Source organism: Paenibacillus sp. TCA20 (genome assembly GCF_000732325.1).
Classification (GTDB): Bacteria; Bacillota; Bacilli; order Paenibacillales; family Paenibacillaceae; genus Paenibacillus; species Paenibacillus urinalis.
Genome location: NZ_BBIW01000022.1, coordinates 11,619 through 25,147, shown reverse-complemented (window position 1 = coordinate 25,147; position 13,529 = coordinate 11,619). Strand labels below are relative to the sequence as shown.

The 13,529-nt window shown below is 46.7% G+C and carries 14 protein-coding genes; all 14 read left to right on the top strand.

Annotated features, from left to right (window positions below; all coding sequences use genetic code 11):
- Nucleotides 1–54 precede the first annotated feature (54 nt).
- Nucleotides 55–1,431 (top strand): folylpolyglutamate synthase/dihydrofolate synthase family protein, encoded by a 1,377-nt coding sequence (locus tag TCA2_RS24865; protein ID WP_047914297.1) that lies wholly within the window; start codon nt 55–57, stop codon nt 1,429–1,431.
- A gap of 4 nt (nt 1,432–1,435) precedes the next feature.
- A complete protein-coding gene (murC, locus tag TCA2_RS24860; RefSeq protein ID WP_081872823.1) occupies nt 1,436–2,806 on the top strand; it encodes a UDP-N-acetylmuramate--L-alanine ligase in 1,371 nt (456 codons plus the stop codon).
- Between the two features lie 125 nt (nt 2,807–2,931).
- Nucleotides 2,932–4,212, top strand: coding sequence for an SPOR domain-containing protein (locus TCA2_RS24855; RefSeq protein ID WP_052512294.1), 1,281 nt, complete (start codon nt 2,932–2,934; stop codon nt 4,210–4,212).
- Nucleotides 4,213–4,332: 120 nt separating this feature from the next.
- A complete protein-coding gene (locus TCA2_RS24850; protein WP_047914296.1) occupies nt 4,333–4,575 on the top strand; it encodes a DUF4321 domain-containing protein in 243 nt (80 codons plus the stop codon).
- 119 nt (nt 4,576–4,694) lie between these two features.
- A complete protein-coding gene (locus TCA2_RS24845; RefSeq protein WP_047914295.1) occupies nt 4,695–5,300 on the top strand; it encodes a nucleoside triphosphate pyrophosphatase in 606 nt (201 codons plus the stop codon).
- 55 nt (nt 5,301–5,355) lie between these two features.
- On the top strand, nt 5,356–6,045 hold the full coding sequence (radC, locus tag TCA2_RS24840) for a DNA repair protein RadC (protein WP_047914294.1): 690 nt from the start codon (nt 5,356–5,358) through the stop codon (nt 6,043–6,045).
- Nucleotides 6,046–6,204: 159 nt separating this feature from the next.
- Nucleotides 6,205–7,239 carry a rod shape-determining protein gene (locus tag TCA2_RS24835; RefSeq protein WP_047914293.1) on the top strand — a complete coding sequence of 345 codons (1,035 nt, stop codon included), beginning with the start codon at nt 6,205–6,207 and terminating at the stop codon, nt 7,237–7,239.
- A gap of 280 nt (nt 7,240–7,519) precedes the next feature.
- Nucleotides 7,520–8,359 (top strand): rod shape-determining protein MreC, encoded by an 840-nt coding sequence (gene mreC, locus TCA2_RS24830; protein WP_081872821.1) that lies wholly within the window; start codon nt 7,520–7,522, stop codon nt 8,357–8,359.
- Complete coding sequence (gene mreD, locus TCA2_RS24825; RefSeq protein ID WP_047914291.1) at nt 8,359–8,892, top strand: rod shape-determining protein MreD; 534 nt, start codon at nt 8,359–8,361, stop codon at nt 8,890–8,892. The genes mreC and mreD overlap by 1 nt, the downstream gene beginning before the upstream one ends.
- A gap of 79 nt (nt 8,893–8,971) precedes the next feature.
- Entirely contained in the window at nt 8,972–9,634 is a 663-nt protein-coding gene (gene minC, locus TCA2_RS24820; protein ID WP_047914290.1) for a septum site-determining protein MinC, read from the top strand.
- A gap of 5 nt (nt 9,635–9,639) precedes the next feature.
- On the top strand, nt 9,640–10,434 hold the full coding sequence (gene minD, locus TCA2_RS24815; RefSeq protein WP_047914289.1) for a septum site-determining protein MinD: 795 nt from the start codon (nt 9,640–9,642) through the stop codon (nt 10,432–10,434).
- Between the two features lie 6 nt (nt 10,435–10,440).
- Entirely contained in the window at nt 10,441–11,622 is a 1,182-nt protein-coding gene (locus TCA2_RS24810) for an FtsW/RodA/SpoVE family cell cycle protein (protein ID WP_047914288.1), read from the top strand.
- A gap of 109 nt (nt 11,623–11,731) precedes the next feature.
- Nucleotides 11,732–12,631, top strand: a complete 900-nt coding sequence (locus tag TCA2_RS24805) for a M23 family metallopeptidase (RefSeq protein ID WP_047914287.1) — start codon at nt 11,732–11,734, stop codon at nt 12,629–12,631.
- Complete coding sequence (locus tag TCA2_RS24800) at nt 12,624–13,475, top strand: M50 family metallopeptidase (protein ID WP_047914286.1); 852 nt, start codon at nt 12,624–12,626, stop codon at nt 13,473–13,475. The genes TCA2_RS24805 and TCA2_RS24800 overlap by 8 nt, the downstream gene beginning before the upstream one ends.
- The last annotated feature ends 54 nt before the right edge of the window (nt 13,476–13,529 follow it).

Sequence of the window (13,529 nt, the reverse complement as noted above, 5' to 3'; positions counted from 1 at the left end):
CTAACGTAAGGGATGCCTGTCTCTTACTTACTTTATACTTAGAAGGTGAAGCATATGGATCGAACCACTGGCAATAGCACGGCTGCTCCGCTGAATACGTATAATGAGGCGGTAGCTTGGATCAACAATCTCATTCCGTTTGGAATCAGACCGGGACTCTCCCGCATTGAATTGCTCTTGTCTAAGCTGGGTAATCCCCATCAGCATCTGAAGTTTATCCATGTCGCAGGAACGAACGGAAAAGGTTCTACCTGTGCCTTTTTGACGTCAGCCTTAAGACAGTCCGGTTACGATGTAGGTACATTCACTTCACCGTACATTACCAAGTTTACGAATCGGTTTCAGTATAACGGGGAAGACATTCCTGAAGAAACTTTACTGGCACTTGCAAGACGTCTTTATCCGTTAGTAGCGGAAGTGGGGGAGACAGAGCTGGGTTCTCCCACCATGTTTGAGGTTGCGACGGCGCTTGCAATTCTGTATTATGCTGAGGTGTGCTATCCTGATGTAGTGGTATGGGAGACAGGACTCGGGGGAAGGCTTGATGTAACAAATGTCGTAACTCCGATTATTTCCGTAATCACCAATATTGGAATGGACCACACTGATATTCTTGGAGATACGATTAGCCAAATCGCAACTGAAAAGGCAGGAATTATTAAACCCGGCGTTCCTGTCGTCAGTCTAGTAGAGCAGCCGGAAGCGATTCAAGTCATTCGTGAGGTCGCAGAGAAACAGAAATCCACCTTATATCTTGCGGGTGACCAGTTTACCTATGAACAGGTTCAGGTTAATAAGGATGGACAGAAATTGCATTTTAATGGACCGTTTCGTGAACTTGATGTCGAGCTGACATTGCAGGGCAAGCATCAATGTGCCAATGCCGCTGGGGCTTTAATGACACTTGAAGTGCTGCGCCAATACATGGCGTTCTATATGGAAGAGGAAGATTTGCAAAAAGGTTTCCGCCTTGCCTCTTGGGCAGGCCGTTTCGAGAAGGTGTCCGACGAGCCGCTTCTCATTCTGGATGGAGCTCATAACCCTGAGGGGGCTGAGATGCTGGCACAGAGCATCAAGGATCTGTATCCTGAGCGGAAACTAATTTTAATGATGGGCATGCTGGAGAATAAGCATCACAAATTGTATTTTGAGCATATACTGCCACTAGTGGATACGCTTATCCTGACTGAGCCAGATTTCCGACGTAAAATGGACGCGGCCCAGTTAAAAAATATGGTAGAAGAGCTTCGTCCATCCTATGCCAAACCAAACCTTGACATCATCGTAGAACCTTCATGGAAACAAGCATTGAGCTTACTTAAGTTACGGACGGAAGCGGAAGATCTGGGGGTTGTGTCCGGCACATTATATTTGATTGCCGATGTAAGGGCCGCCCTTCTGCATCAAACCGATTCTGAAAAAGGTTGGTGAAAATTTGTTAAACACTTCGGAACATGTACATTTTATCGGTATCGGCGGCTATGGGATGAGCGCCATTGCAAGAGTTATGCTGGAAATGGGATATACCGTCACGGGATCGGATGTCGTATCCCAGGAGCTCACTGAGAAGCTTGCCGCTAAGGGAGCAAAAATATATATCGGGCATACGCCGGAACAAGTCCACGGTGCGGACCTGGTTGTCTATTCAACAGCGGCTTCCAAGGACAATGTGGAACGCGTTGAGGCCGAGCAGCTGAACATCCCTATTCTTCATCGTGCTCAAATGCTTGCAAGGCTGCTGAATGAACGTAAAGGGGTTGCTGTTGCCGGTGCGCACGGTAAGACAACCACTTCTTCTATGATTGCGCTTGTCATGGAGGAGTGCGGCGTAGATCCGACCTATATTATCGGCGGAGAAATAATGAACCTCGGTACGAATGCCAAGGCGGGCAAGGGTGAGCATGTTGTAGCAGAAGCGGATGAGAGCGATGGCTCCTTCCTGCAGTATCATCCTTGGCTGGGTATCGTAACGAATCTTGAAGCCGATCATATGGAGAATTACAACAATGATTTTAATGAGCTGAAGAATGCTTACATTAAATTCTTGAATCAGGTTAAGCCGGAAGGCTGTGCGATTGTCTGTGCGGATGATGAGAACATTCAGAGCATCATGCCGCAGCTCAAATCCAACATTATCACTTATGCGATCGATGCAGAAGCTGATTATACGGCAACAGATATTGAGCTCGGTGATCGCCATATTTCATTTACGATGAATCATCGAGGTGCGCCTCTTGGAACCGTTGAGTTGTCCGTACCTGGTAGACATAATGTGAGCAATGCCATGGCGACTGTGATTTCTTGTCTCGAAGCAGGTATTCCGTTTGAGTCTATTGTGAAGGCAATCGTGAAGTTCAGCGGAGCGAAGCGGAGATTTCAGGTGCTCGGAGAAGCCCGTGATATTCTCATTATTGATGATTACGCGCATCACCCAACGGAGATTGAAGCGACGATCAGTGCTGCCAAAGCGACAGGCAAGCGGATCATAGCGGTCTTTCAGCCGCAGCGCTACACACGTACCTTCTTCCTGCTGGATGCGTTCAGCCGTGCATTTGGAGAAGCAGATGAGGTCATTATTACGGACATCTTCTCCCCTGCTGGAGAGAAACAGATCGAGGGTGTACATTCCTCCAAGCTGGTAGATCTGATCAAGCTCAACAGTAACCCAAATGCCGTATATATTCCTACCAAAGAGGATGTTGTGAAGCAGCTCGAACATCGTTTGCAGCCTGGAGATCTCGTCTTAACCATGGGAGCCGGCGATATTTGGAAAGCAGGCTATGAGCTTGCGAAGGGAATCAAGTAAGATCCTTACCGTTTGTGTCATACCAAGCATCGTTTCTTTAATTAAAGAAACGGTGCTTTTTTTTGCATAACTCCTCTACTAGACACATATAGCTGTTAGAAAGGACAAGAGGAGGGTGGTTAGCCGTGAACAAAGCTAGAATGACATTTCGTTTCAATGAGGACAAGCCTGCTGCCAAGCTCGAATCAGACATCGTAAAGTCTGGCGATGAACGGAAGCTCAGCAAGGAGCGTACAACTGCGAAACATGATATAACAGATCCTGAACCTGTTGAAATGCCGCAGATCACCAACCCGCCGCAGACCGTGACAAGCCTTCCTCTTGACGAGCGGGAAGTAGAAGGGCGTTCTGATCAAGACAGCTTCAGTGCAGATCGTGTTTACGTGGATCGGAGAATATACGAGGATTGGGAAGAGCCTTTTGGTTCTTACTCTTCTGTGCCTATTGTTGCAGGTCATGAGCACTACAAAGAGCCTCAGGAGAAAGACAAGCAGCACCGAGATTCATACGAGGAAGCCGAGGATCAGAACCCATTCTATGTGGATCAAGCTAGTGAGAATTACAGCATTTACCGGGGACCTCGGAATGTATGGAAAATGACGGGATCCATTATCGCTGCAGTCGTTACAGGTGTCATGTTCGGATTTGTCGCCATGTCCATGGTGAATTCAGAGAACACCTCAAACACCGTTTCGCCTGTATCGGTGCCTGCATCATCAGGTGTCACTCAAGAAACAGCTGCAGAGGGAGCAGGAACTGTTCCTGCCGGCACAACATCCGCGGTAACCATTCCAGCTGTAACCTACTATATGCTGCAATACGGGGTGTTCAGCAGTTCAGAAGGTGCCGAGCAAGCCAAAGCTGAGCTGACAATCGCCGGTATAGCGGCTGGGAGCGATCCTTTGGATGAGCTGCGTGTGTACGCGGGAGTTTCCGCCGATCGTGAGAATGCCAAACTGATCAGTAACCAGTTAAGAACGGAAGGGGTGGAGCTGTACGTACGTGAGATTCACCTTCCTGAGATAACGGGCCTTCAGTTCTCAGGTGATCAGAGCACGGCTGCAGAGTTTTTTAGTTCAAGCCGGGCGGTTACAGAAATATTGACCTCTTTATCAATCAAGCAGCTGGGTCAGCAGGAGCAGAAAGCACTGTCAGAAGCGGATATGATCGCTGTCACGGACGCGCATCAGCGCTGGACAGGCACGGTGACAAAGGTCAGAAGTGGTTTACCGGCGGAGAGTGAGTCTGTCGAGCTGCAAATGGAGGCCGCTATGAATACGGCAGTCACTGCAGTTGCAGAATATAATAAAAATCCCTCCAAAGAACATATTTGGAAAGTGCAATCACAGGTCATGAATTATATACTGCTCGAAAAACAACTGCTTGAAATCATCAAACAAGCATAGTATGCGCGCTGATCCGGCACGGGACTGGAAATAGTTCCCCATGCCGGATTTCTGTTTGTACTTACGTCTAGGTTCCCGTATAATAATGAAGGTGTCAAAATATGGCGAGGGAAGAGTAGAATGAAAAAAAACTTCGGAATATTCATCTTGTTTCTGCTCCTCGGTTGGTTGATTGGAGCATCCATATCCAAAGGTTTAGAGCAGTTTGAGGCTCTTTCTTTTTTAACGAATGCAACGACGATCAGCTGGTCGCCAAAGGCAAATTTCGACATCATTAGCTATCATCTTAACATTCAATTAAAGATCAGCCTGCTCAGTCTGTTAGGGGTTGTATTTGCGATTTGGCTCTACCGGAAACTATAGTTTTTTTATAATTACGGAGCTGAATCCAGTACAGAAGCATGAGCAGGAGTAAACACAGACTAAAAAAGATATGTAACACATGCGAATAGCATTATCATTCTCACGAAGGAGTTCATTTCTTGAAAAAGCAGCGGATCATACTCGCCTCCACGTCTCCAAGACGCAGGGAACTCATAGCGACGCTTGGCCTTCCGTTTGAAGTTCGCCCTAGCCACACCCCGGAAGATACACCAGAAGACTACACACCTCAGCAAATTGTAGAAGAACTTGCCTACCGCAAAGCAAAGACTGTCTATGATTCTTATGATTCTGAACTGGCAGGAGCCATCGTAGTAGGCAGTGATACAATTGTCGTACTCGGCGGAGAAGTGCTTGGCAAGCCAAAGGATGAGCAGGATGCTTACCGGATGCTTAGTTCGCTTCAAGGCCGCATTCATGAAGTGTACACAGGAGTGACTTGTATATCGGGTGAGGATGGACGTGTAATTACGCGGCATCGCCGTACGAAGGTGAAGATGAAGCCGCTCGAGCCAGATGCCATTCATGCTTATATTCGGACAGGCGAGCCTTCTGACAAGGCAGGCGCATACGCCATTCAGGGTTTGGGTGCAACATTCGTTGATTCCATCGAAGGATGCTATTTTAACGTTGTGGGTTTGCCGCTCTCCTTGCTTAGTGAACAACTGGCAGAGCTGGGCTTGAACGTGCTGTCCATTGACGAATAGGAAGTCATAGTAACTAGAGAACGGATTCGTTTTTTTATGTGAAAAGAGGGAGAAGATGAGTTCGCCACAGTATATGCTGCGCGACATCCCCCAAGAACAGCGCCCGAGAGAACGCATGCTAGAAGTAGGGGCGGGTGCACTAAGTCATACGGAGCTTCTGGCGATTCTGCTTAGAACAGGAACGAAGCAGGAATCAGCCATTCATATCGCTCAGCGTATTCTGAACGAAGCAGGGAGTCTTCGGAATCTGGTGGATATGAGTGTTGATGAGCTGTGTCAGCTCAAAGGCATTGGCCCCGCCAAGGCAATTCAGCTGAAGGCTGGCATCGAGCTGGGACAACGGGTTATGCAGACGAGATTAACGGAGAGACCTGTCATTCGCAGTCCGAAAGATGCGGCTGATCTGCTTATGGAACAGCTTAGGTATTTGCAGAAGGAGCATTTTGTCTGCCTCTTCCTGAATACCAAGAATCACGTTATTGCCCAAGAAACGTTATCGATGGGCAGCCTCAACGCTTCCATCGTTCATCCGAGGGAAGTGTTCAGGGCTGCCATGAAATGCAGCAGTGCCTCCATCGTGTGTGCGCACAATCATCCGAGCGGTGATCCTGCCCCGAGTCCGGAGGATATACAGCTGACACGTCGTCTTGTCAAAGCTGGTGAAATTGTAGGAATTGACGTTCTCGATCATATCGTGATCGGGGACGGGAAATATGCAAGTTTGAAGGAGCAAGGGTTCATATAATATAATGTGGTACGTTAACGGTTTTTTTATTAAGCGTAAATTACAAGGAGCGTTTTCCTTCATCGCTTCAATCGCTTTATTCTGAATCGGATTATAATGACGCAGCTGCTAAGCAAGTGGCAGCATAAATAATGCAAGCAAAGAAAGGGAGAAAATAGCATGTTAGGTGGCTTTACTAAAGATTTGGGGATTGACTTGGGAACGGCGAATACGCTCGTTTACGTACGGGGAAAAGGCATTGTGGTCAGAGAACCTTCCGTTGTTGCATTACGTACAGATACACAGGTTATTGAAGCTGTCGGTGAATCTGCAAAAAAAATGATCGGACGTACTCCTGGTAACATCCGTGCCATTAGACCAATGAAGGATGGAGTTATTGCCGATTTCGATACTACGGCAACGATGATTAAATATTTCATTCGTCAGGCTCAGAAGCAGCGTTCCTTCTTCCAGCGTCATCCAAACGTGATGGTATGTGTTCCTTCCGGCATTACGGCGGTAGAACAGCGTGCTGTAGAGGATGCTACGAAGCAGGCGGGAGCAAGAGAGGCATACACTATCGAGGAGCCGTTTGCTGCAGCGATCGGTGCAGATCTTCCTGTATGGGAGCCAACGGGAAGTATGGTCGTTGATATCGGCGGCGGTACAACAGAAGTTGCAGTGATCTCCTTGGGAGGCATCGTGACAAGCCGTTCCGTGCGTGTTGCCGGTGATGAGATGGACGAGTCCATCATCCAGTACATCAAACGTCAATACAATCTGATGATCGGTGAAAGAACAGCGGAACAGCTCAAAATGGAAATCGGATCTGCACTTCCTCTGGAATCGGTAGAAACGATGGAAATTCGTGGACGTGACCTTGTTACCGGGCTGCCGAAGACCATCACAATTACTTCAGATGAAATTAGTGAAGCACTTGCCGATACAGTGGGCTCCATTGTTGAAGCTGTTAAAGTAACCCTTGAGAAATGCCCGCCTGAGCTGGCTGCGGATATTATGGACCGTGGTATTGTGCTGACAGGAGGAGGAGCTCTTCTTCGTAACCTGGACAAGCTGCTTGCAGGCGAAACAGGAATGCCGGTCATCGTTGCTGAGAATCCGCTGGATTGTGTAGCTATTGGTACAGGCAAAGCGCTGGACAACATTCATTTGTTCAAATCTAGAAGCAGCGCTGCAATCAGATCTAAACGTTAATATACGAAACATTGAAAGTCACAGCTAAGCAGGCTGCATCCACCCGTGCTGGCCGCAAAGCGTTAAGGCATATCTGCGTAAGGAGATGCAGCTATGCCCAGATTTTTATGATGTTGCTACCCATGGGATAGTAAGTCAGTAGTTTAAGGTTCGCTCAGCTATAGGACCACTACGTACTTGCTTTCCCTTTTTAAGTGAAGCTTATAATCGGCTTAGCATCATAACGAAATAAGGATGTTAGAGGGTGTTGTAACTGTTTAAATGGTTAGGCAACAAGCGATTGTTTATTTTACTCGTTGGTATTATCATTTTTATCGCACTTATGGGCTTTACAGTAGGATCGAGAGCAGGGTTATCACTACCCGAGAAGTTTACAAAAGATATGGTCGGATTCGTGCAGCAGGTCTTCTACAAACCGACCTCCTATATTGCTGGATTCTTCGAGGATATAGCGAATCTTAAATCACTGCAGGAAGAGAACGAAATTCTAAAAACCTCAGTTGCTCAGTATAAGCAAGAAGCGGTGAGATACGGTAATTTGGCAGAAACGAATCAGCGTCTGCAGGAGAATCTCGATTTTACCGAGGAGCAAAAGAACAGACATAATTATAAACTGCGCACAGCCCAAGTCATCAGTGTCAATTCGGATCCGAACAACAGGGTTCTGAACATTGATATTGGAGAAAATGCAGGGCTGAAGGTTGGGATGGCCGTAACGACGCTGGACGGGCTGGCAGGTACCATCAGTCATGTCAGCAACTTTACTTCTACGGTCACCCTGTTAACAGCGCTGGATCCGAGCTCAAGCGACGCCAATGCAATTGCAGCTACCGTTGTGGGCAAGGAAAATGATACTTTCGGTATGATCGAGAAGTATAACCCGCAAACGGGTTATCTGGAAATGACCAAAATCAGCGAAAATTCCAAGATTGCCAAAGATGATGTCGTCATGTCCTCAGGAATTATCGAAGGATTTCCGAAATATATGATTATAGGGACAGTCAAAGAGATTAAGGAAAGTGAATTCGGACTTGCACAAGTCGCCTATATCGAGCCGGCAGCGAACTTTACGGACTGGAAGGAAGTCTTCGTCGTCATTCCACCGGAGGTAACTCCATAGTGGCCGGGCGGAAGCAGTTACTGATCATTCTGTTGTTTGTGCTCTTTATTATTGAAGGGACTGTCGTGCCTTGGATCATCCCGGACAGCTGGCTTCCTCGAATTGGACACAACTTCGTGTTTATAGCCATTTTGTTTGTCACGGTATACTATCATCGCCATTCGGCTCTCGTGCTGGGCATTATCTTTGGCTTGCTTCATGATGTGGTCTACTATGGCCATATGATTGGTCCGTATTCCTTCGCCATGGGGCTGACAGCCTATCTGATCGGCTTGTTCTTCAAATCTCCAAGAGCGACGATGCCGGTCATGATGATGATGGTGATTCTGGGGAGTCTGCTGTTCGATTCGATTCTCTTTTTCACCTATAAGCTATTCCGGCTTAATCAGGAATCTTACAATTGGGCACTGCTGGAATACATGATTCCAACCGTGTTTATTCATTTTATATTTGCATTAATTATTTATGTTCCGCTACGAAAACAACTTGATCGACTAACACGGCGTAGAGTAACGAAGAAGGATAAAGTGTAATAATATCTAACGCTTTTCAGGCAAAAAGAAGGAACTGCTGCGCTTCGGCACGAATGTTTGAGATGGGAGGGACAGGCTTATGACAGTAAAATCGAATCATGTGACGATCAAAGGCATCAAAGATGGCCTGGTATTCCTGATGGATGACGAGTGTGATTTGGAGGAACTGCTGAGCGAGCTTCGCTTTAAGCTTGAACATAGCCATCAAAATATATTGTCCGGTCCCATTATTCATGTCGATGTAAAGCTTGGATCTCGAATTGTGACCGAAGAGCAGAAAGAAGAAATTCTTCATATTTTGAAGCAAAAAGGCAATTTGCTCATACGTTCCATTGAATCTCCGGACGCTGAAACCGATGAGAACAAGGCTTCGGCTCTGACCACCATTACCGGTATTGTGCGTTCCGGTCAAGTGCTTCACCATGAAGGAAACTTGCTGCTGCTTGGTGATGTCAATCCTGGCGGAAGTGTCAGCTGCACGGGTAATATTTATATTATGGGTGCACTTCGCGGAATGGCGCATGCGGGAAACAAGGGCAATGAGGATGCTATTATATGTGCATCTTATTTTGCGCCGACGCAGCTTCGAATCGCGGAGGTGATCAGCCGTCCTCCGGATGAATGGGAGCAAAGAGAAGCAGGGATGGAGTTTGCTTACTTGCAGAACGGACAAATGCAGATCGACAAAACGAGCAATATCGTTCGGTTGCACCGTGATTTTAACGTGTTTAAAGGGGTGTAGCATACATGGGAGAGGCGATTGTTGTCACTTCAGGAAAAGGCGGTGTCGGCAAAACAACCACATCGGCCAACATTGGCACTGCACTTGCGCTGCTTGGTAAAAAAGTATGTCTGGTCGATACAGACATTGGCCTTCGAAATCTCGATGTCGTTATGGGACTCGAGAATCGAATCATCTACGATTTGGTGGATGTAGCAGAAGGAAGATGCCGATTGAACCAAGCTTTGGTCAAAGACAAGCGCTTTGATGAATTATATATGCTGCCAGCCGCGCAGACAAAAGATAAAAACTCGGTTACACCTGATCAGGTAAAGGATATTGTGCTGGAGCTCAAAAAAGATTTTGAGTATGTCATTATCGACTGCCCTGCAGGTATTGAGCAAGGATTTAAGAACGCCATTGCCGGTGCCGATCAGGCCATTGTTGTAACTACACCAGAGAATGCTGCAGTTCGTGATGCAGACCGTGTAATCGGGCTGCTCGAGAGCTCACACGTCGGATCTCCAAAGTTAGTCGTTAACCGGATTCGGAATAATATGGTTAAAACCGGCGATATGCTGGATATCGATAGTATTTTACAAGTGCTTAATATTGATCTTATTGGGATTGTTCCTGATGATGAGCTTGTTATCAAAGCAGCCAATTCTGGTGAACCGACCGTGATGAATCCGAACTCGCAAGCTGCCATGGCCTATCGTAATATCGCAAGACGCATTCTTGGTGATACGGTGCCACTCATGCTGCTTGATCAAAAGAAAGGTGTCTTTACACGGTTTAAGAAGTTTTTCGGAATGGGTTGATGCAATTTGCTTCGCAAATGGAAAGAGCTGGACTGGCCGCTAATGGCCGTTCTCGTTTTATTTATGCTGGTAAGTACGATGGTTGTACATAGTGCCATTATTCCAACACCGGAATTCGAGGGTTATGATATAAGGACTGCGATCTTTTACATCCTTGGATTCATCATTGTGCTGGGGATCGCTTTGGTCGATTATCGGGCATTGCTCAAGTATAGCTTCGTTATATACGGAATAGGCTTGATTATGATCATTCTCCTGTTCTTTATTGGAGCAGAAGTGAATGGTGCGAAGAGCTGGTTCAAGCTGCCGGGAGGATTGCTGTTCCAGCCCGCTGAGTTGGTCAAGCTGGTGCTTATTCTCGTCTGCGCATACATGCTCGGCAAGCGGGGCGGAGAACCGCTGAGATTCAGGGCGGATATTATTCCAGCCGCACTCATCGTTCTTGTTCCTTTTGTGCTCGTGCTGATTCAGCCGGACCTCGGGAATGCCATCATTTATTTGGTTGTATTTGTCGGGATGCTGTGGATTGCGGGAACAAGGTATAAGCATGTGTTGATTGGCGTTACGACAGTGCTTGCCGCACTGATCCTATTTGTCACCTTGTTTAATACGTTTAATGATCAGATCAAAGCATCGCTTGAGGAACAGAATCGCTTGCATTGGTATCAGCGTATCAATACCTTTCTTAATCCGGGAGAGGCTTCGAGTGATGATAGACACCAATCCAGCTATGCCATCATTGCGATTGGCACCGGCGGACTGGCGGGGGACGGCTTTAAGCAGGGTGAACTCAAGAACAATCATTTTATCCCGTATCCCTATTCGGACTCCATATTTGTGGTCATAGGAGAAGAGTTTGGATTTTTGGGAAGTGCGTTTGTTCTGCTGATGTATTTTGCACTGATCTATCGTTTGGTCCGAATCGCAGCAGCTTGTTATGATAAACGAGGAGCTTATATCATCATTGGGATCGCAACCATGTTCATTTTTCAGGTATATGAAAATGTAGGTATGATGGTAGGGCTAATGCCGATTACGGGCATCACACTGCCCTTTATCAGCTACGGTGGGACATCCCTTCTCATCAATATGCTCTGTATCGGAATTGTGATGAGCATCAAGCTGCATCAGGATAAATACGATTTGCAAAATAATGAAACTACAACGACAACAGCACCTGGGCTTTAGAGCCCATGGTGCTTTTTTGTATGCACGTTCGAAGGCTCGTTCATATTTGCTCGTCCCTATTCATAAGATGTAACAGTTAGAGTGAATCCTCACAAGGAGGACAATAGGGATGAACATTAAAGCCAATATTAAACAGCGGAGACAGGAACGGATCCGACAGCTTCTTGATGTAGAAGATACCCGCGAGAAACAGAGCTTAAAGACCATAGAACATGGACGACCTATAGACAGGAGAAGGGTGCCGCAGGCAGAACAGCATCCTCCCTTTTTTCAATCGGTTGATGAAGCAGATATAAACACAGCTGAGCGAGATCCTGAGCTGTTATGGAAGAAGGATCGAAGAAGATGGGTAGAGGATGAGACTTATTACGATGGTCCGGATCAACAGCCACGTTTTCTGAACGGACTGCTTAAGCGGATTGTGATCAGCGGTATATTATTTGGTGCGATCTGGGGTGCGTTTCAGTGGGATGCTCCGTTTTTGGAAAGAGCCAAGTTTTTTGTGGCAGACAGCCTTCATCAAGAAATGGATTTTCAAGCAGCGGCAGCCTGGTACACAGATCATTTCGGCGGCACCCCTTCTTTTTTGCCGATCTTTCAAGATGATGGCGCATCCCCGCTGAAAGTGACGGCTTCCCGTAAATTGTCTCCTCCCATTGCAGGCACAATTGCACAGCCCTTTGCTATAACAATGGAAGGGGTAGAGATTGTACCTAACTCTGAAGGTGGAGGCGTTTTTCAAGTTGACAGCATTGATGCAGGACGAGTTATCCAGGTAATTAACAACCCCGAGACAGGTACGACGGTAGTTGTTCAGCATACAGGCGGGCTGACAGGCATTTACGGACGTCTTGCAGAAACCAAGCTGGAAACAGGCTCTTGGGTTGAAGAAGGCGGGCAGATCGGTCAGATCCCAGCAGGCACATTAGAGCATGATCAGACTTTGTACTTTGCAGTAAAGGATGGGGACACCTATATTGATCCAGCGGAAGTGATTGCTTTTGATTAATGTAATGGGGATCCGGCTATCCCTGCATCCGGTATTTGTTCTTGTTATGATGCTCTCTGTCGTAACAGGCCGATTTATTGAGCTGTTAACGTTATTTGCCATCGTGTTTATCCATGAGCTTGGTCATGCAAGCTGCGCTTTGTTATTAGGGATTCGGGTTACCTCTATTCAGATGCTTCCTTTTGGGGGAGTGGCAACGATTGAGGATCGGGGGGATTTGACGGCCAGAAAAGAGATCCTGATCTCACTTGCGGGTCCCTTCCAAAATGTATTGATGATTGCAGCAGCCTATGCGATGAATGCCACAGGGATGTGGGATGGACAGTTTCTGGATTATTTTATTTCCTCAAACCTCATCATTGCCTTATTTAATTTGCTGCCGATTCTGCCATTGGATGGAGGCAAGATCATCCAAGCCTTGCTGAGTATATTTCTGCCCTATCACAGGACACTGCTCGTTACTTATAAAATAAGTATCATGTTCAGTGCAATGATGCTGACCTACGCATTTTTGCCGCTGATGAGGGGACAGGAAATGGTGGATCTGAGCGTAGCTATGATGGGCTCCTTTCTCCTTTATGCCAACATCGTGGATTATCGGAATATCCCTTATCGATTCGTACGCTTTTTGATGAACAGGGATATTCTTTTTTCAGTCCATGCCTCTTCCGGGAGCTTGGCTCAACCAATAATTTCGATGCCAGCGAAACCTTTGGACAATATCTTGCGTTTATTTAAGAGAGAGAAATATCATATGATATACGTGATGGACAAGCATGGGAATATTGTTGGCGTTCTGCCAGAGCAGCGCATAATCAAGTCGTATTTTGATAAAAGAACGTAATTTACAAAATAGGAGAGCGCAAACGAATGCCACTATCTTCTCTCTAAAAGAGTA